Origin of the sequence: Ferviditalea candida (assembly GCF_035282765.1) — a bacterium.
GTDB lineage: Bacteria > Bacillota > Bacilli > Paenibacillales > KCTC-25726 > Ferviditalea > Ferviditalea candida.
Genome location: NZ_JAYJLD010000004.1, coordinates 176747 through 195929 on the forward strand (window position 1 = coordinate 176747; position 19183 = coordinate 195929).

General features: G+C 48.0%; 15 protein-coding genes. 9 read left to right on the forward strand and 6 right to left on the reverse strand.

Annotated features, from left to right (window positions below; translation table 11 throughout):
• Positions 1-55: 55 nt before the first annotated feature.
• From groL to VF724_RS04545, 4 genes are all read left to right on the forward strand, one after another.
• Positions 56-1678, forward strand: a complete 1623-nt coding sequence (gene groL, locus VF724_RS04530) for a chaperonin GroEL (RefSeq protein WP_371753030.1) — start codon at positions 56-58, stop codon at positions 1676-1678.
• 141 nt (positions 1679-1819) lie between these two features.
• Complete coding sequence (locus VF724_RS04535) at positions 1820-2737, forward strand: NAD(P)-dependent oxidoreductase (RefSeq protein ID WP_371753031.1); 918 nt, start codon at positions 1820-1822, stop codon at positions 2735-2737.
• A gap of 196 nt (positions 2738-2933) precedes the next feature.
• Positions 2934-3107, forward strand: a complete 174-nt coding sequence (locus tag VF724_RS04540) for a hypothetical protein (protein WP_371753032.1) — start codon at positions 2934-2936, stop codon at positions 3105-3107.
• A gap of 299 nt (positions 3108-3406) precedes the next feature.
• On the forward strand, positions 3407-3790 hold the full coding sequence (locus VF724_RS04545; RefSeq protein WP_371753033.1) for a hypothetical protein: 384 nt from the start codon (positions 3407-3409) through the stop codon (positions 3788-3790).
• Between the two features lie 145 nt (positions 3791-3935).
• Here VF724_RS04545 and VF724_RS04550 read toward each other — a convergent pair whose 3' ends face one another.
• The 3 genes from VF724_RS04550 to VF724_RS04560 form a co-directional block, all read right to left on the reverse strand.
• Positions 3936-7196, reverse strand: a complete 3261-nt coding sequence (locus tag VF724_RS04550; RefSeq protein ID WP_371753054.1) for an SNF2-related protein — start codon at positions 7194-7196, stop codon at positions 3936-3938.
• Positions 7196-8905 carry an SWIM zinc finger family protein gene (locus VF724_RS04555; protein ID WP_371753034.1) on the reverse strand — a complete coding sequence of 570 codons (1710 nt, stop codon included), beginning with the start codon at positions 8903-8905 and terminating at the stop codon, positions 7196-7198. Before VF724_RS04555 ends, VF724_RS04550 begins: the two co-directional genes overlap by 1 nt.
• A gap of 222 nt (positions 8906-9127) precedes the next feature.
• Positions 9128-9730 carry a YdcF family protein gene (locus VF724_RS04560; protein WP_371753035.1) on the reverse strand — a complete coding sequence of 201 codons (603 nt, stop codon included), beginning with the start codon at positions 9728-9730 and terminating at the stop codon, positions 9128-9130.
• A 96-nt stretch (positions 9731-9826) separates the two neighbouring features.
• Between VF724_RS04560 and cysD the strand changes: the two genes are divergently transcribed.
• Positions 9827-10756 (forward strand): sulfate adenylyltransferase subunit CysD, encoded by a 930-nt coding sequence (gene cysD, locus VF724_RS04565; RefSeq protein WP_442788057.1) that lies wholly within the window; start codon positions 9827-9829, stop codon positions 10754-10756.
• Positions 10757-10758: 2 nt separating this feature from the next.
• Positions 10759-12585, forward strand: coding sequence for an adenylyl-sulfate kinase (gene cysC, locus VF724_RS04570; RefSeq protein WP_371753037.1), 1827 nt, complete (start codon positions 10759-10761; stop codon positions 12583-12585).
• Positions 12586-12674: 89 nt separating this feature from the next.
• Here the strand turns inward: cysC and VF724_RS04575 are convergent, their stop codons facing one another.
• The 3 genes from VF724_RS04575 to VF724_RS04585 all read right to left on the reverse strand — a co-directional run bounded on the left by VF724_RS04575 (position 12675) and on the right by VF724_RS04585 (position 16302).
• Positions 12675-13064 (reverse strand): hypothetical protein, encoded by a 390-nt coding sequence (locus VF724_RS04575; RefSeq protein WP_371753038.1) that lies wholly within the window; start codon positions 13062-13064, stop codon positions 12675-12677.
• A 4-nt stretch (positions 13065-13068) separates the two neighbouring features.
• Positions 13069-13614 (reverse strand): nucleotide exchange factor GrpE, encoded by a 546-nt coding sequence (grpE, locus tag VF724_RS04580; RefSeq protein ID WP_371753039.1) that lies wholly within the window; start codon positions 13612-13614, stop codon positions 13069-13071.
• Between the two features lie 210 nt (positions 13615-13824).
• A complete protein-coding gene (locus VF724_RS04585) occupies positions 13825-16302 on the reverse strand; it encodes an O-antigen ligase family protein (RefSeq protein WP_371753040.1) in 2478 nt (825 codons plus the stop codon).
• Positions 16303-16513: 211 nt separating this feature from the next.
• Here VF724_RS04585 and VF724_RS04590 point away from each other — a divergent pair, with 211 nt between their 5' ends.
• Genes VF724_RS04590 through VF724_RS04600 form a run of 3 tightly spaced genes read left to right on the forward strand, consistent with a single transcriptional unit; the run spans position 16514 to position 19143 of the window.
• Positions 16514-17311 (forward strand): ABC transporter permease, encoded by a 798-nt coding sequence (locus VF724_RS04590; RefSeq protein WP_371753041.1) that lies wholly within the window; start codon positions 16514-16516, stop codon positions 17309-17311.
• An 11-nt stretch (positions 17312-17322) separates the two neighbouring features.
• A complete protein-coding gene (locus tag VF724_RS04595) occupies positions 17323-18063 on the forward strand; it encodes an ABC transporter ATP-binding protein (RefSeq protein WP_371753042.1) in 741 nt (246 codons plus the stop codon).
• A gap of 21 nt (positions 18064-18084) precedes the next feature.
• Positions 18085-19143 (forward strand): hypothetical protein, encoded by a 1059-nt coding sequence (locus VF724_RS04600; RefSeq protein WP_371753043.1) that lies wholly within the window; start codon positions 18085-18087, stop codon positions 19141-19143.
• Positions 19144-19183 lie beyond the last annotated feature (40 nt).

The following is a 19183-nucleotide window of genomic DNA, read 5'->3' on the forward strand; positions in this document are numbered from 1 at the left end:
ACGAAAAAATTACTATAAGCTTACAGCTATATACCAATAAGGAGGTACTTTTTCGATGGCAAAGGAAATCAAATTTAGCGAAGAAGCTCGTCGTTCGATGCTTCGCGGAGTGGACGCATTGGCCAACGCGGTGAAAGTAACGCTCGGTCCGAAAGGCCGCAACGTGGTGCTGGAGAAAAAATTCGGCAGCCCGCTGATCACAAACGACGGGGTTACCATAGCAAAGGAAATCGAATTGAAGGACCCGTTTGAGAATATGGGCGCTCAATTGGTCAAGGAAGTGGCCACCAAAACCAACGATGTTGCCGGAGACGGAACGACAACCGCAACGGTTCTGGCTCAAGCGATGATCCGCGAAGGCTTGAAGAACGTTACCGCAGGCGCCAATCCGATGGTTGTCCGCAAAGGGATCGAGAAAGCCGTTAAAGCAGCCGTTGATGAATTGAAAAATATCGCCAAGCCGATTGAAGGCAAACAATCCATTTCCCAAGTTGCCGCCATCTCCGCAGCAGATGAGGAAGTTGGACAACTGATCGCGGAAGCGATGGAGAAAGTGGGCAACGACGGAGTTATTACCGTGGAAGAATCCAAAGGCTTCACAACCGAACTGGAAGTCGTGGAAGGGATGCAGTTCGACCGCGGTTACATTTCGCCTTACATGATTACGGATACCGACAAAATGGAAGCCGTTCTTGACGATCCGTTCATTCTGATCACGGATAAGAAGATTTCCAACATTCAAGAAATTCTGCCCGTGCTCGAAAAAGTGGTTCAACAAGGCAAACCGATGGTGATCATCGCGGAAGATGTTGAAGGCGAAGCGCTGGCTACACTCGTTGTAAACAAGCTGCGCGGCACATTCACTTGCGTCGCCGTCAAAGCGCCCGGCTTCGGCGACCGCCGCAAAGCGATGCTGCAGGACATTGCCGCTCTTACAGGCGGTCAGGTCATCACAGAGGAACTCGGTTTGGATCTGAAATCGACCACCATTACTCAACTCGGACGCAGCCGCCAAGTACGCGTAACGAAAGAAAATACGATTGTGGTTGACGGTTCAGGCAACCCGCAGGATATCCAGGCCCGCATTCAACAAATCCGTACGCAGTTGGAAGAAACGACTTCCGATTTCGACCGCGAAAAATTGCAGGAGCGTCTGGCGAAGCTGGCCGGCGGCGTAGCGGTTATCAAAGTCGGAGCAGCTACGGAAACCGAGCTGAAAGAACGCAAGCTGCGCATCGAAGACGCGCTGAACTCCACTCGCGCCGCAGTTGAAGAAGGTATCGTATCCGGCGGAGGTACGGCGCTGGTTAACGTTTACAACGCGGTGGCAGCCGTGGATGCGGCAGGCGACGAGAAAACCGGCGTCAACATTGTGCTGCGCGCTCTCGAAGAGCCGGTTCGCATCATCGCTTCCAACGCCGGTCAAGAGGGCTCCGTCATCGTCGAGCGCCTGAAAAAGGAAGCGATCGGCGTCGGCTACAATGCAGCCAACGGCGAGTGGGTCAATATGTTCGAAGCGGGCATCGTCGACCCGGCGAAGGTCACCCGTTCCGCGCTGCAAAACGCCGCATCCGTTGCCGCGATGTTCCTGACCACCGAGGCTGTGGTTGCCGATATTCCGGAAGAGAAGCCGGCAGGCGGCGGCATGCCTGACATGGGCGGTATGGGCATGATGTAATAAGGAGCCAGCTCCTTATATATTGAAATTGGATTAAGGCTGAGGCCCCCGGTATTGTCCGGGAGGCCTCTTTTTACTTTTCCATGATCAAAATTCGATTTATAATGAATGAATAAAATACCAAAATGAAGGAGCAAAACGATGTCCGGTACAAGAATAGGTTTCATCGGGCTTGGAGCCATGGGATTTCATATGGCAACCCGGCTGGCGGAGGCAGGTTACCCGTTAGCCATATTCGATGTGAGAAAGGATGTGCTGGAGTCCTTTCAGGGGGATGACGTATCGATCCATCCTTCGTCAAAGGAGGTTGCCGACCATGCGGAAATTGTTTTGGCCAGTCTGCCTTCTCCCGGTGTGTCAAAGGAAGTGGCGTTAGGTCAAGATGGTTTGATTCACGGCAGTCGGATAAAAATTTACATCGATCTTTCCACTACGGGGGAAAGCGCTGCCAGTGAAATTGGAGAGGCATTGTTAAGCAAAGGGATCCAGGTGCTGGATTCGCCTGTAAGCGGCGGAGTCCCGGGCGCGCAAAAGGGAACCCTGTCGATCATGATCGCCGGCGACAAAGCGGTATATGATCAATGCCATCCCATGCTCAGCCGTCTTGGAAGCAAAATCTTTTATATCGGCGGCAAAGTCGGGCAAGCCCAAGCGATGAAGGTCATTAATAATTTGCTTTCCTCGGCGGCGCTTGCACTGACATCCGAAGCGATGGTGCTCGGGGTGAAAGCCGGCTTGGATCCATCGGTCATGATCGATGTGCTGAATGTCAGCACCGGCCGAAACAGCGCAACACAGGATAAATTCAAGCAGTTCATCATAAACCGAAAATTTGATTACGGTTTCAAGACGAGCTTGGCGTACAAGGATATTAAGCTGTACCAGGATCTGGCGGAAAAATTGCAGGTGCCGCTGTTTATGGGGAGCAATATCGTGAACTTTTGGAGATATGTTCTTACCCAAGGCGGGAATGACGAGGACAGCACGTGCGTCATTAAATACATTGAACAATGGGCCGGCGTTGAAGTTGCGGAGAATCATAAAAAGGAAACAAACTAAAGCTGTTCGATCGCTTTTTGTGATTAAACCTCCTGTGTTATATGTGCAGCCTTATTCCGGATTTCGCCTGGGTAAGGCTGTTTTATGTGAAGGGCCGGAGTCCATTTCTTGGTTACCATCGCCTTTGGAGTCAAGTTTGATATGCCTTTGTGATATATTGGTAAAAATATTCGGATTGACGATGGGAGTGGCTTCGATGATCGATATTCATTGTCACATCCTGCCCGGTCTGAAAGCGTCAGTTGTGTTTGACGCGGTGGAATGCCTGAATGCTGAAATCCGTGTCGCGGGAATTCCGCTCAAGGTCTTGCCCGGAATGTTTTGGTTTGTAAAACACCTAATTTGTGAGTCTATAAAAGTAAACAGGTGACCGCTTTTTTTGGAGGTCACCTGTATGGCGATTATACCACAATTAAGTACTGTCGCAAGCCTGCGGAAAAAGGGAAATTCGGGTCGTAGCAAGAGGCAAGCTGTATCGGCGGCACATTCGGTATGAATATTCATATTCATATGGAAATTTCAACATTGCCGTCTAAAAATAGCTTAGTTGATTAAAGTGATTTTGGTATAATTGTAAATATATAGAGAACGTATATTTGTATCTTGTTTGCATTTTCGACATCTTGTTTATTGCACGGTGGAATTCCAATTTCATTAGGGGCGACGGATATGAATGAACAGCTGACTTTAAAAGTTTTGGATGCGCTGGACAGCATGTCACAGCGAATCAAGATGATTGAAACGGACATGGTGCGGAAATCAGACATTGCCGACATGGTGGTGAAGTCGGATATTGCCGACATGGTGAGGAAGTCGGATATTGCCGACATGGTGAGGAAGTCGGATATTGCCGACATGGTGCGGAAATCAGACATTGCCGACCTTCCGCTGATCAGGCAAGCGGTGCTTGAAACGGCTGCAGCAGTGAAGCGGATTGAAGCCAAATTGGAACAGCATCAAGAGATACTGGATTCCCACTCTCACAGCATTGATATTTTGCATCGGAACCAGCTGCGGATCGAAACGGAAATTGAGAAGATTCGGAGCAAATAGCTTATTTTCTTGATTCTGTAAATTTTAAAAATTGGCGGATTTCAGGACACTTTTTATGTTGAAACCGGCGGAGTTGAAGGTTTTGACAGAAACAGCGTCTTTTTAATCCGCCATTTATTTTGTCGGCGCAAAATGCTGATGGGCACTATGCCTCGATCCATTCTCTTCGCAGCGCGAAAATTTCGCGGAGCTCTCCGGTCGACAGCTCGGTGAGCCACTGCTCGCCGGTGCCGACGATTTGGCTGCTCAGCCCATGCTTGCGTTCGATCATTTCGTCAATTCGCTCTTCAAGCGTTCCCAGCGAAATGAATTTGTGCACCTGCACATTCCGGGTCTGTCCGATGCGGAATGCGCGGTCGGTGGCCTGGTTTTCAACAGCGGGATTCCACCAGCGGTCGAAATGGAAGACGTGATTGGCGGCCGTCAGATTGAGTCCGATTCCCCCGGCTTTCAGGGAAAGAATGAAGATTCCGGGTTGCCCATCCGAAGCCGGCTGAATCTGCGAAGAATAGTCTGAAGCTGAAGGATTCGTCTTCTCCGCTGAACCGCCTTGGAATCGGGCGATCATTTGATCTCGCTTGGATTTGGGCACACCGCCATGCAGGAACAAGACCGACTCGTTTAATTGCCGGCTCAGATGGTATTCGATCAAATGGCCCATTTCCACGAATTGGGTGAAAATCAGGCAGCGGTCGCCCTCTTCGCGGAGCTCGGCAACCATTTCCAGCAGCCGGGACAATTTGTTGGAACGGTTCAATTCCGCCGTCAAGTCCGTTGGCCCGGAAATACCTGAGATACGCAGCCTGTTGATCGGTTCCTTCAACAACTGGGAGGGATGATTGCACACCTGCTTCAGCTTGGTCAGGGTGGACAGAATCAGGCCCCGGCGCTCCAGCGGAGGCAGACGGTCGATCCGCTCCAGCATCTGCTGCAGCACCTGGTCATAGAGCGCCGCTTGTTCCGCCGTCAGGGCAATGTAGACCTTGCTCTCATTTTTCTCCGGGAGATCCAGCTGGATGGCCGGGTCTTTTTTGAGCCGACGCAGCAGGAAGGGCTGAATCAATTTCTGTACCTGGGAGATCAGCTGCGGGTCATTGTTTTTTTCGATCGGATTTACATAGGCTCTCTTGAATTGGGCCAAATTCCCCAGGTAGCGAGGATTGATAAAGTCAAAAATCGACCAAAGTTCAGTCAGCCTGTTCTCGATCGGGGTCCCGGTCAGCGCGATGCGGTGGTCGGCCTGCAGTTTGCGAATGGAAGAGGCCTGCTTGGTATGGGCATTCTTAATATTCTGCGCTTCATCCAGACAAAGTGAACCCCAGCGCAAGGAAGACAATTCGGCTTCATCCAGGTGGGACAGCGTATAAGAGGTCAGCACGACATCCGCCGCTTGCGATGCTTGGATGAATTCTTCGCCTTTGCAGCGTTTTGATCCGTAATGCATATACACGATGAGACTCGGAGCGAATTTTTGCAATTCTTTTTGCCAGTTGCCCAGTACGGACGTCGGACAGATCAGCAGAGCGGGACTCTTCCACTGGCCGGATTGCTTTAAGCGCAGCAAATAAGCGATCCACTGAATTGTTTTACCGAGTCCCATGTCGTCGGCCAAGCAGCCGCCCAAACCGTATCGGTGCAGAAAAGCCAGCCAGGAAGCGCCCTGCAGCTGGTAATTCCGCAGGGTTCCTTGAAACTCCACCGGGGCGGGAATTAACGGTAGTTGCGAAGTTTCGGACAGCTGTTTCAGCAAATTGCGCAGGTGTTTGTTCAATTGGACTTCCATTTTCAGCTCAGAGGGCAGGCTCGCCGTATGCATGGACGAAGGTTCCTCGGAATCGTATGCATTCATTCCTCCGCCCGACAAGTGCAGGTTCAGCACATCGCCGAAGGAGAGCCCCGTCCGGCTCACCTGTTTCAGCTTTCGCTGGAGCTGTGCCAGATATTCCGGATCGAGTTGGATCCAGCGTCCGCGCAGATGGACAAACCGCTTTTTGAGCGTTGCGATTCTGCGGAATTCTTCCTCGCTCAGCTCCATATCGCCGATCGACATCCTCCAGTCAAAGTTTACGATGTGTTCGAGACCGAACATGGACTGCTTTGGCGAGCCTACAGACGAATGCAGGACTGCCGTCAATTTCGGTTTCGTTCGTTTGGAGGTATCCCACCACGCGGGAAGCAGGATGGAGATCCCGTTCCTGGCGAGACGGAGGCTGTCTTCATCAAGAAAACGCCAAGCCTCCTCCTCATCCAGCATTTCTTTCATCCGGCCAGGCCGGGAAGGATCCTGCAATTCCGGCATGATCCGCAGGCAGCGCTGGACGAGTTTGACTGCGGCAGAGGCCGGGAAATCTCCCCATGCCGGCGGCAGCGGATCTTCGAGCGGTTCCCCGTGCAGATCGCAAACGGCGAACGTTCCCGATTCGTTTTTGTCCTGAATGAGCAGACGGAGCTTCCAGGCGTCTTCATCCGAACCTGCCAGCTCGGGTTCGACCAATTGGAGGGAGACGGTAAAAGGAGCAGGATCCTGCTTCCAGCCGATGGCGATCAGCCAGTCCTCTTCCTCCGGGGACAAGCTCGGGGCAGCGGGATGCGCAGCTTCGGCTCCCTCGGGAAGAGAGGCGGCGGAAGAATCCGTATCCGGCGATACGTTCACCGAAGCTTCCTGCATAGCTTTCGCATTCGCCGACTCGCCAAGCAATGCACGGAATGCCGCACGGAATACCGCTTCAATCGGGGCGTTTGCCGGTGCGCGGGATAGCGCCTCCCGCAAAACTCCGGCTAATGCCGCATCTGACGCTCCCGCCGGATTGCCCATCTGCGCCGGCAGTCCATCCTCCGGCCCACCCTCCGGCGCCTGCAACAAGCCCGGCCAGATGCGACTGAGGCCGGGCTCCGTTTCGACCAACTGGTTCAGGATGCCTTCGAACCATAGGGACAAAACCGCCGCCCCCAATGGTTCGATTCGCTGCCACCGTGAGTGCTGCTCCGCCGGGAGCAGGAGCTTCCAGCCCGGGCGCGGGCTGAGCCGCTTGTTCCAATCCGGGGCGAACCAGCCGCGCGTCAGCGCATCGCGAAACAAGGCCGCAGCTTCACGCATCAGCAGCGCCCTTTCGTCCCATTGAACGAAGGCATGCTGCAGCGGCTTCGGATCGAGCAAATAATCGAGGGCTATGTACGGATCCAGAACAATCCGCCACTGCCGGTCGACTCTGACCACATGCAGCATGCTCCCGTAAAACGACGCCTCGTGCCAACCGCACAGGAGAGTTTTCAGCTCGTACGGGTCCTTGATGCGGATGGTGAATTCATCCAATGCTCCCTCATACAGGTACATGGCGTTCCGATCCGCGATCCAAGCGCAGCTTGCCTTGATTCCATTGTCTATGCCAACATCCGGTTGCATCATCAAGAGATCAATTTCCCTTTCTTAAATTCTTCCCTGAGCGCGCGCAGTCTGGAATGACGTGCCACTAACGTTTCGATGAACCGCTCCCAGCGGTCTTTTTGCTTCAATTTGGCATAGATCGTCCGCAGCTTTTTCAGATACTTCACAGCTTGCCGGTAGTTCTGCCGGCCTTTGTGCAGGATCAGCTGCTCCACGGCCTGATGATACAGCGGCAAAAGGGAGCGCGGATCGGCATTTTCGACCAGACGCAAATCTTTAGGATCCAGATGAAAAATCGAATATCCCGCCGCCATCGCGACATCGGCCCATTCGGCGAACCGCTCTTTTTCCAGCAGACGTTTCGCGTAGTAGGGATACGCCCTGGGAAGCAGCATCCCGAAGACGTTCATCCATTCCGACTCCACTGACTGTTGCTGAAGAAGCTCGTCCCAATATTCCTGATAATCGGCCAAATCCGCTGAATTTGCGGAGCGCATCTCCGGAGCAAGCCACTGCAGCCAGAGCAGCAGCCTGTTCCAGTCCTTGAGGGACCGGAAGCCGTTCAGATACGGGTACCAGATGGCAGGGGTTTTCAAATGGGCGATCAGATCGATTTTGCGCATCGCTTCCCGGTCCTGCTGCAACAGAATATCGAAGTGGACCAAGCCGCAGACGGCTTCGTCTTTGATTCCCGAAGATAGGCTGTTATCATGTAAAACGGCGCGCAGACGCCGGACTTCCGCACCCCTCCATGTCTCCACATTGGCGAGTGTTGCCCAGATCAGACGATAGACGTGTTTCCAATTGACCGGAGTCCTTGACGGTTCCGCCGCGAGCTGCGCGATCCGATCGATAAGTGATTCCGCGTGCCCGGCAAAACGGGCCGCCGCTTCCTCCAGATTCAAAGACTCGAGAGCTTCAGCCAACCGGTCGAGGCAGGAATGGTAAATTTGCGCGCTTTTGGAATAGGCGAAGCCGTAGAGATAAGCGGTCCCGCGCTCCCGCATAAACGAATCCAGCCGGTTCAGGACGGATAATTGGAAGTGCAGCATCAACCAACCGCGCAGGGCGGAATTCCACGATTGAGTCTGCAGCGAAAGCTGCTCCATCAACGATTCGTAGAGCGACTGAAAAACATAATCGGACACAATATGCTGACGCATGAACCAATTATCGATCCACTGCAGCCAGTCCTGCACCCGGCCGGTTTCCTGCAAGGGAAATTCCTTGTCCCTGGCGGGCGGTTGCGAATAACCCGGATCTGACCCATCATGCTCCCGCGGAGCGCCATTCTGCCGTTTTCGCTGCGCTAGCTGCTCCGCTTCGAGGCGTTTCCGCGCTTTTTCCTTCATCTGCTCACGCCGTTGCTCCGCCTGCTTTTGCTTCCATTGGGCGGCATCGTTCGCTTGCTCGACTTCCCGCAGCAGCAGCTCGGGACGCTGTCCCATCATGGAAAAAACCTGAAAGATCACCGCCGCCATATGCTTGCAGAATCCGCCGTAAGGGCATGTGCAGGTGCTGACGCCGAAAAAATCCGGATCGATCTCGACCTTGTAGAGCTCCGTACCCGTCACCTCCGCGCGGATGACGTTGGCTTGGCCGCAGACGGATTTAACGTTCTTTTTCAAATAATAATTGAAGCCTCTGCGCAAAATCTGCAGCTCGAAGCGGCTCCCCAGATCCTCCCGCAAAAACGCCAACGAGTCCGGACGGATGTTCAATGTGCTCATGTGCGACTACCTCGATCTCGATCGGTTCTCATGATGTCATTATATTATGAATCGATGGGGGCTACAAGGAGGGGAAGTGAAGAGAGGAGAAATCATGATTGGTTTGCGGACAGAGGAGCCTCTAATCGCTTCAAATCCATTGAAATCGGCCCGTTTTGGGGCGAATAAGTGCATCTGAGTCCTTATAAAATCCGCATATCCGTCATAAGCCGAGGAATTGGTTTACGCATAACGTATCCAGTAAACCAACAGCTTGGCCCATTCGGTCAGGATGATCTGCTGCCTTTCCGGGTCTTTCCACCAACCGATATAATTCGGATACAGTTTGTCCGGCGCCCCCGCATAAGACAGGCGAATGCCGCTGTCATGATAAATCTTGTCAAAAATCCATTGACTTCGCCTTGTATGCCACGCGGAGGTGACGACGATGGCGGAGGTCCAATGATGGGCCTCCAGAATTTCCTTCGTATACAGCGCGTTTTCGTACGTGCTGCGCGATTTTTGTTCCTTCACGATTGCCGATTCAGGAACGCCCAATTTGACGGCCAGAGCAATCATTTCATCGACCGCCCGGGTTCTCCAAGATAAAGCAGTTCCGTCCGAAAACAAGAGCATTGGCGCTTTGCCTTCTTTGTACAGTTGAACCGCCATCGTAGTGCGCTCCCCATACACTTCCCCACCGAGGACGATGATCACATCGCTTTTGACCGGATTCTCCTTCACCACAAGGTAATCGGCCATGCTTTGCAGCAGGCGCTGGTGGAACATGGCGAGTAACGTTACGAAAACAACTAGAAGAATGAGAGCGGTCGTTCGTTTTTTCATTTCAACACCTCATAAAACGAGATTATATCTATTAACATATCAAATATACCATTTCTCACAAGTTATCGCGCTTGAACTCCGATTTTGATATACTTGATGTCGAACAAAGCAACGAGGAGGCATAAAATGAAAGAACTGACCCACCTCGATCAGCTCGAGGCTGAAGCGATATATATTATTCGCGAAGTCGCGGCGGAATGTGAAAAACCCGTCATGCTTTATTCCATCGGCAAGGACAGCTCCGTCATGCTGCATTTGGCCATGAAAGCTTTTTATCCGGAGAAGCCGCCGTTTCCTTTCATGCATATTGATACGACATGGAAGTTCAGGGAAATGATAGAGTTTCGTGACCGCAGGACCAAAGAATTAGGGATTGAAATGATCGTACATACGAATGAGGAAGGTGTCGAGCAAGGAATTAACCCGTTTGATCACGGCGCCGCTTATACGGATATTATGAAAACTCAAGCCTTAAAACAGGGATTGGACAAGTATGGCTTTACGGCCGCCTTTGGCGGCGGGAGACGCGACGAGGAAAAATCCCGCGCGAAGGAGCGGATTTTTTCTTTCCGCAATAAGAATCATGCATGGGATCCGAAAAATCAAAGGCCGGAGATGTGGAAGCTCTACAACACGAAAATTAACAAAGGGGAGAGCATGCGGGTTTTCCCGCTTTCCAACTGGACGGAAAAAGATATATGGCAGTACATTGGAAGAGAAAATATCGATATCGTGTCCTTATATTTTGCCAAAGAAAGACCCGTTGTCTATCGTGATGGAAATATTATAATGGTTGATGACGAGCGGATGAGACTCGAACCGCATGAACAAGTGGTCATGAAAAAGGTTCGTTTTCGCACATTAGGGTGCTACCCTCTTACCGGCGGCATTGAGTCGGAAGCGGAAACCTTGGATGAAATTATCGGGGAAACGCTTGGCGCCGTTTCATCCGAGCGGACGAGCCGCGTCATTGACCAGGAAGCCGCCGGCAGCATGGAAAGACGCAAGCGGGAGGGGTATTTCTAAACATGAAGAGCTTATTGAAGTTTATCACGTGCGGAAGTGTCGATGACGGGAAGTCAACGTTAATCGGGCATATGCTGTATGATGCGAAATTATTGTTCGCCGATCAGGCAAAAGCGCTGGAGTTGGACAGCAAAGTGGGAAGCCGCGGCGGTCAGATTGATTATTCTCTGCTGCTTGACGGTTTAATGGCTGAAAGAGAGCAGGGGATCACGATTGATGTTGCGTACCGCTATTTTACAACGGATCGTCGTTCCTTTATCGTTGCGGATACTCCCGGCCATGAAGAATATACACGCAATATGGCAGTTGGAGCATCGTTCGCCGATCTTGCGGTCATTCTGGTGGATGCGACGAACGGGGTTGTGACCCAAACCAGACGCCATTTCCGGATTTGCTCGTTAATGGGAATCAAACATTTTGTACTGGCAATCAATAAAATGGATTTAATCGGTTTTGATCAGCAGCGATTTGATGAAATCAAAGACGATTTTATGCAAATGACATATGGTTTTAAGCTTCAAAGCATCCAGGCTATTCCGGTTTCAGCAACAGATGGAGATAATATTACAAAGAAATCTGCAAATACGCCTTGGTATGACGGGCTGCCTTTATTGCCGTATTTGGAAAGCGTCGATTTTCGTTCGGACATTGAGCAAGAATACTTTATAATGCCGGTTCAGCGTGTAAGTCGACCCGACCATACTTTCCGCGGCTTTCAAGGGCAAATCGAATCCGGGCGGATTGCCGTTGGCGATGAGATTATCGCTCTGCCAAGCCATGAAAAAGCCAAAGTGAAAAGGCTGTTGGTGACAGATAAAGAAATGGATTCCGCTGTTGTCGGACAACCCGTTACGATTCAATTGGACCGTGAAGTGGATGTTTCCCGCGGCTGTGTATTAACGACCGCGGAGCATATTCAGGCTGCGGATATGTTTACGGCAACCATCCTGTGGATGGATGATTCCGCGCTTGTTCCAGGCAGAAATTACTTGGTCAAAGCAGGCACGCAAACGCTTCCCGGCAGCGTGATGGCGATTAAACATAAAATCGATATACATACAGGCAAGCAAATTTCGGCAGACCGGGTTTTTAAAAATGAATTGGTGAAATGCGATATGGCTTTGTCGGAAAATATGGTATTTGAACCCTTTGAAAAAAATAAAGCGCTGGGCGGATTGATTTTAATCGATCGATTGACCAATATGACATCGGCCTGCGGGGTCATTGATCACGCACTCCGCAGATCAACCAACGTGGTATGGCAAAAGACCGATATTACGAGAGAGGTCCGCGCGCAGCAAAAAGGACAGAGGCCGTTGACCTTATGGTTCACCGGACTTTCCGGCTCAGGCAAATCGACGCTTGCCAATGAAGTGGAAAAACGGTTGGTATCCATGGGACATCATACGATGCTGCTTGATGGCGATAATGTGCGTCATGGGTTGAATAAGAACCTGGGCTTTAAAGAAAGCGACCGTGTGGAAAATATTCGTCGCATCGCGGAAGTGGCCAAGCTGATGAATGATGCGGGACTGATTGCATTGGCATCGTTTATTTCTCCGTATGAAAATGACCGCAGAAATGCCAGAGAAATCATCGGTAAGGAATTTATCGAAATCTATGTAAGCACGCCGCTTGAGGAATGTGAAAAACGCGATGTGAAAGGCCTGTATAAAAAAGCGCGCGCCGGAGAAATTCCGAACTTTACGGGTATTTCGAGTCCATACGAAGCACCGGTAAATCCGGAAATTGCAATTGATACAAGCAAGTTTTCGTTGGAAGAAGCAACGGATTATGTAATGAAACAAATTATGAAGTATTTGGGTTGAACCATGAGAAAAGGGCTGTCCAGCAAGTCTATATGACTTGGGCGGCCCTTATTTTTTGGTGATGGCTGATCACTTGTGAATTTGAGTGATTATCTGATTCGTCTTCTTTGCTCCCGATTCATATTGGCGGTCTGCCTGGCGTACATATCGTCCCATTCCTCTTGATAATAACGATAGAGCAGCGGATATTTCTTCCTCAACCGGATAATCCCATAGGCGTATTCTTCGTTGTCGGATTCCAGTTGCCTCATCATGGAGGGGGGGATGCTGTTGCGGAAACTGTACAGCGCCTTGTCATCCAGATGCTCCTCATAAAACCATTCAATGGCGTTCATGGTGATAAGAGGAAACAAGTCTCTGTCGCGAACCATTCGATCAATTTCTTTTTCGATCTCGGCAAGTTCCCGCGTATCGCGCAGTTCTTCCTGGATGTCGGCATCTTGGGAGTCCAGATCATGAGCGAATTCGATAAAAATCAACGCTTTACGCTTCTCCTCCATACTGCAGTGTGATGACTTGCGCTTTGCGCAAGATGGCGCCTTGCCCTTGGACAAACCCGCGCCTGATCACGGAAACGACTTGGAAAGGCGCCAAGCCGGCGATATCCGGCGGCCGTTTCATCGCTTCGATCGGAATCGAATCGATTGCTTCGGCGTAGCGGGGGTCGAAACTACGATTCAGCAAATCCATTTCGTAAATATCGAGTGCCTCCAGAGCAGCCGTTAATTGATCGGCCCATTGCCGGAGCATCGCCGTCCATCCATCGTCTTCTTGTTCCGGCAGCTTTATGAGCAGGTGATCGATATCGTCCAGCCATTGAATCAGAAAAGAGCTTACTTGATTTACCTTTTTTTCCAGCTGACTCATGCGGGCCGCATGAGTATCTTTCTCCTTATATTGCTGTTGAATCGATTCCAGTGTTTGCTCCAGCTTGTCCAATCGGGACAGCGTCTCTTGCGCCGATTTGTATTGGGAACGGCCCCATTTGAGCGTTTGTTCGCTGCTGGCTGTCGTGTTCTCTTCTATCAATGCCAGATGTCGGGCGCTTTTCGTTAATTGATTGTCGATTGCGGTTAGTTGTTGCTAATGATGCCCAGTTGAATTTGTTCGGGGGTCTGTCGATTTTTGCGCCAAAAAAAACCAGTTCATTCATGAATCTCCTATTTTTTCAATATCTTATCGTTGATTATATATCAGACTATCCAGTAAGCAAAAAGCTGTTCAACAATCGTCCGCGAATCACCGCGCCAGCGCCTCAATCGCATTCAGCTTGCCGGGGGCGGCTTGGACCAGGCGGTTGTACAAGTCTTGATCCTGCTTGCCCTGTTTCTGAAGCGAGACCAAATAATAGGCGGCCAAATCCTGCTGTTCAGGTTGGGTTAACTGGTTCGGATCCAGCACGGAGCGGAACACTTCCGCCGCCTCCGGATATGCGCCCCGGCTGTAGTAGATTTGCCCGACGGCCAGTCCCATATTCGGCGTGATCTGGAACGCTCTGCCTTGATTTTGTTCCTTCGGAAGCAGTGCAAGCTCGGCGATCCGCTTCTTCACTTCCTGATACAAATTCAAGGCTGCATCCCAATAAGACTGCGCTTCCTGCTGTTGGTTCCGTTTGATTCGGTCAGCTCCCATCTGGTAATTCAGAGCGATCGCCCGATCATAGACCGTAATGTCCCATGAGTAATATTCCACTGCTTGCGCGAACACCTGCTGCAGATGGCCCCAGTCCTGTTTGGCGGAATACAAAGCGATTTCAGATTCAATAAAAGCATGGCTGTAAGGTTCCTGTTTCCCGAGATTGGCAAGGGTAGAGGCGGCCTCCTCGTAAAATTCCTCTTTGTTTGTTTGCTTATAGGCTTGTATCAGCACTTGTGCTTTGGCTGCGGCATAATCCGGGTTGCTGCTGTATGCGATGGCTTTATTTAGTTTTTCCACGGCCTGCGTAAACGGCTTTTGATTCTTCAAGTCGTCGGTCGCTGAAGTGTAGAGGTTGGCTGCCGCATACAGGCGTCCCGACATCACGAGCAGAACGATAGCCACAACGGCGATAAATGCGGGATAAGCCTTCGACCATTTGCGCAGTTTAACCTGCAGAGATGGACTGAGCTCACTCGTCTTCGAGCCTCCCAGCATGCCTCCAAGGCTGAGAAACACCAGAGCTCCAATATACGCATAGCTCATGTTGAAGTCGATCAAACTGTGGGTAAGGATCGCGACAGGCACGATGTAATAGATCAAATGATCATACTTGTCAGATGCGTCCGGATTGCGGAAAAAGCTGCGGATGTAGGTGTAAAAGACGGCAGCCAGCAGCAGGAGCAGGAAGATCAGGCCGACCAATCCGGTTTCTACCAGATATTGCAGGAAAAAGTTATGAGCCTGCCGGCTGACATAAGGATTGTTCTGGTATTTCTCATAAAGCGTATACCATGCCCCGCCCCCAGCTCCGAGAATAGGGTAATCCTTGAACAATTTGACGCCGTCTTTGTAGAAGGTGCCACGTTCCAGCACGCTGTGCTGCTGGAAATTGATATTCTCCACCCGGTTCTTGATGCTCTCCGGCAGCAGCTTCGTAAATCCGGTGTCACCGAACAACACGTAGAATCCAATGGCGCCCGCAAGCAAACCAATGACAGGCAGTGTGAGCGAGGAGAACCGGCGTTTGGCAAAGCCCGCTGTCCAACGGTTCACGAGCGGTTCCAGATAACGCTGAATAATCAGGGCGATGCCGCTATACAAAAGTGAAACAAGCACAAGAATTCCCCAAGCTTTCAAGGCTCCGGATGCGGAAAAGCTCTTTTGCAGAGACAGACCCATGGCCGTAATCGTTCCGGATATGGAAAGGGAGGCCAAAAGGGCAATCACAGCATGGATGAAGAACAGAATTTGCCGGGAGATCGCAAGCAAAGGAAGAACCAATAGAACGACCACAGGGAAAACAACCATTCCGCCGCGCGACAACGTCAGCAGTAAGGAGATGATCCCCGGAACCAGCATGAACGAACCGGCCAAAACCACAACCCGCCTGCGGCTCAAGCTGACGATAATCAACGAGGCAATGATCAATGCGATTAAATAAGCAGCGTACGTATTGGCGTATTGGAAGACGGAGGTCAGTCGCTGTCCGTTGGCATCGACCAGAACGGCGTCTCTGTAGACAGAACTGAATTTTCCGGGAGTTCCGCTATCATACTGGATCAAGCCAAAGATCGACGCATCGCCGAACCAGTTCATGAAGCCGAAGACAATAATCATGTAACCCGACAGCAGAAGGCTTCCCTGAACCCAATATGCTCCAGCTTTCCGCCTGGTGAGATAAAAGCCGATCAGGAACATCGTAACGTACAGAATATGGATGTACAGGGACTGCAAAGCGAAGCTCAGAGAGGCAGCTTGTATCAGCGCCAGCAAATAAGCGAGCGGAATAAGCCAGACGATAAACTGGATCAAGTCAATCCGGTTTTCCATTTTCCAGCGAAGCAACAAGGCCACGGCTGTGATCAGCAGGAAGATGGACGACCAAATCAAGGCGATCGCGATTGGTTTGTTGAAGGTCAGCTGACCTCCGTTGAACAAGGCCCTCGAAAAAGGGGCAATAAACAAAAAAAGCACGATAAACCCATAAATGGACCAGTATAACGGAGAACGTTTTTCAAAGTCAGGTGATATTGAATTGAATTGCTGCTGCACTCTTTTGCTGCTTTTTTTCGTGCTCATCTCTCGGCTCCTCTTCCACATATATCGACATTATTTTATCACATCGGCGAATGGATGAAAAAGGAATGTTTATGGAAAGGAACTTTTTACTAGAAAAGTATTGGATGGGTGGTTAATAATAAGAAAGGATGGTAAAATAGTGTTGCGATGAGTAAAAAATAATGTTGAAAAAATAGAGAAAAACTCGAATTTAGGAAGGTTATAGAGACCAATGCGAACAGTCATGAATAAGTATATAACCTATTTAAAGACATTCAATAAGTATTATTATCTGCTCACATTACTTGTGAAGAAAGATATAAAGAAAAAATATAAAGGATCTTTCTTAGGAATATTGTGGAGCTTGTTAAATCCGCTGCTGAATATGATTGTTTTGACCATTGTATTTTCAACGTTGTTTAAGGAGAATGTACATAATTTTCCGGTTTATATGCTAAGCGGACAGCTATTATTCGGATTTTTTTCTTCAAGTACGATGGGTTCATTGAATTCTGTCATTTCATCTGCCAGCTTAATCAATAAAGTATATGTGCCAAAATATATTTTTACTTTCTCAAGATTAATGTCGGATTTTGTTTTTTTTGCGATCTCATTGGTTGATCTATTGTTGATTATGATCGTAACTAGAGCTGATATTACGATCAATATCATGTATGCCCCCATATACCTCTTGTTGCTGCTGGTCTTTAGCTCTGGAGTAAGTCTTATACTTGCAACTGTAACTGTATTTTTTAGAGACATCGAGCATTTATACGGTGTGTTTATAACTTTTTTAATGTATGGGTCCGCTATATTTTATCCAGCGAGCATTATACCTGACAAATTTCAATTTATATTAACATTGAATCCAGTGTTTTATTTTATAAATGGGTTTAGAAATGTGGTCTATGACGGATTTCCGGTGGATTCAACCAATTTAATGATTTGTTTAACTCTTGCGGTAATAAGCTTGATTATTGGTATCGTTGTCTTTGAGAAGAATCAAGATAAATTTATTTTACACATATAAGAAGGGTTAATATGAGACAAGTAGATATCGCGGTTGATAATGTTTCGATGAAATTCAGACTCTCAAATGAGAAGATAGATAGTTTGAAGGAATATGTGTTTAGAAGGTTTAAAAAAAATATTGGTTATTCTGACTTTTACGCATTAAAAGCTATTAGTTTTGAAATTTACCGCGGTGAGCGCGTAGGGATCATTGGACATAATGGGGCGGGAAAGAGTACTTTATTAAAGATTATCTCTCACATTATCAAACCTACGGAAGGGAAAGTTACTGTGAATGGCAATGTAGCCCCTTTATTGGAATTAGGCGCAGGGTTTGATCAGGATCTATCCGGCTCCGATAATATTTATCTGAACGGCGCAATTTTAGGGAAGACAAAAGAGTATCTAGATAGTAAGTACACTGACATAGTAGTTTTTTCGGATCTAGGCGATTTCATTCATACCCCGGTGAAAAATTATTCATCTGGAATGAGGGCCAGACTTGGCTTTTCCATAGCTACTCAGGTGGAACCGGATATATTAATTGTAGACGAGATCTTAGGGGTCGGAGACGAAAAATTCAGAAAAAAAAGTTCAGATAAAATGATGGAAATGATGAATAGCGGCAAAACGGTCATTCTTGTTTCACATAGTCTTGACCAAATTAGGCGTCTTACGGATAAGGTGATATGGCTTCATAAAGGTCAAATTAAAGAGATTGGTGACACTAAGACTATATGCGATTCATATTTAAGTAATATTAATAAATAGAAAAATTATAGGGGTTTTAGAATGAAGAAATTAATTTTACATATAGGTATGCATAAAACTGGCACAACATCTTTGCAAAAAGTATTCAGTAGCTCACAACATTTATTAAACCAATCAAACATTTATTATGCAGATTTGGATAAATTTAATATTCCTAATAGTTTTTATGTTTCTTTTATAGATAATCCTACGGATCATATTTCATTTAAAAATATGGAAATATATGACTTTAATCATGCGAAAGCTGAGCAAGAACGACTAAAAATCTTATGGGCAAAAGAATTTGATAATATCAATAGTGGATACTATATCATTTCTGATGAGGAATTATCTTACTTGCCATTAGAAAATGTTTCTAAGATGAGGAATTATTTGAAAAAGTATTTTGATGATATTACTGTAATCATGTATGCTAGAGAACCGAAATCATTTATACCGAGTATTATTAATGAACATATTAAATATGGAGATAGTGAGATTTACTTGAATAGAATCACATATTATATAGATCGAGTTGAAAAATATATTGAGGTTTTTGGAAGGAACAATATAATTATCAGACCATTTAACGAAAGTGCTTTTAAAAATGGTAATTTATTTGACGATTTTTTTGAAAGTCTCAATATAAATTTTAATACCAATGTGTTAGATACTACTATTGAAACAAATCAGTCTTTAGGGCAAACTGCATTGACAGTGCTAATGGAGTATAATAAAAGGTTTCCCAGATTTATCAATAATGAAATCAACAAGGTTAGGGGATTGGCAAGTTATAGAATTAACATTTTTTTTGATATATTACAAAGTCTAACTGATACTAAATTTAATATTGATTTGGAATTTACAGAAGAAGAGACTAATACAATTAATCGCGAAATCAATTATATTAATCAATTTTTAAATGTAAATGATAAATTTTCAAATATAAAACACAGCAGAAATTTTATGTACACTAAAACAAACAATCCTAATGAGGTGCCTATGAGTTTTTTTCTGGATTTAATGAATGAGTACAACAAGAAAATAGATAGTTTGATTGATGAAAATAATGAACTTATTAATCTCTTAAAAAAGACGTGAATTATAGGGGAATAAGTTAAGAATCTGCTGGGGGTAGCTG

Coding starts and splice junctions, on each gene's coding strand:
- groL (WP_371753030.1), top strand. CDS start 56: ATGGCAAAGGAAATCAAATTTAGCGAAGAAGCTCGTCGTTCGATGCTT.
- VF724_RS04535 (WP_371753031.1), top strand. CDS start 1,820: ATGTCCGGTACAAGAATAGGTTTCATCGGGCTTGGAGCCATGGGATTT.
- VF724_RS04540 (WP_371753032.1), top strand. CDS start 2,934: ATGATCGATATTCATTGTCACATCCTGCCCGGTCTGAAAGCGTCAGTT.
- VF724_RS04545 (WP_371753033.1), top strand. CDS start 3,407: ATGAATGAACAGCTGACTTTAAAAGTTTTGGATGCGCTGGACAGCATG.
- VF724_RS04550 (WP_371753054.1), bottom strand. CDS start 7,196: ATGATGCAACCGGATGTTGGCATAGACAATGGAATCAAGGCAAGCTGC.
- VF724_RS04555 (WP_371753034.1), bottom strand. CDS start 8,905: ATGAGCACATTGAACATCCGTCCGGACTCGTTGGCGTTTTTGCGGGAG.
- VF724_RS04560 (WP_371753035.1), bottom strand. CDS start 9,730: ATGAAAAAACGAACGACCGCTCTCATTCTTCTAGTTGTTTTCGTAACG.
- cysD (WP_442788057.1), top strand. CDS start 9,827: ATGTCGAACAAAGCAACGAGGAGGCATAAAATGAAAGAACTGACCCAC.
- cysC (WP_371753037.1), top strand. CDS start 10,759: ATGAAGAGCTTATTGAAGTTTATCACGTGCGGAAGTGTCGATGACGGG.
- VF724_RS04585 (WP_371753040.1), bottom strand. CDS start 16,302: ATGAGCACGAAAAAAAGCAGCAAAAGAGTGCAGCAGCAATTCAATTCA.
- VF724_RS04590 (WP_371753041.1), top strand. CDS start 16,514: ATGCGAACAGTCATGAATAAGTATATAACCTATTTAAAGACATTCAAT.
- VF724_RS04595 (WP_371753042.1), top strand. CDS start 17,323: ATGAGACAAGTAGATATCGCGGTTGATAATGTTTCGATGAAATTCAGA.
- VF724_RS04600 (WP_371753043.1), top strand. CDS start 18,085: ATGAAGAAATTAATTTTACATATAGGTATGCATAAAACTGGCACAACA.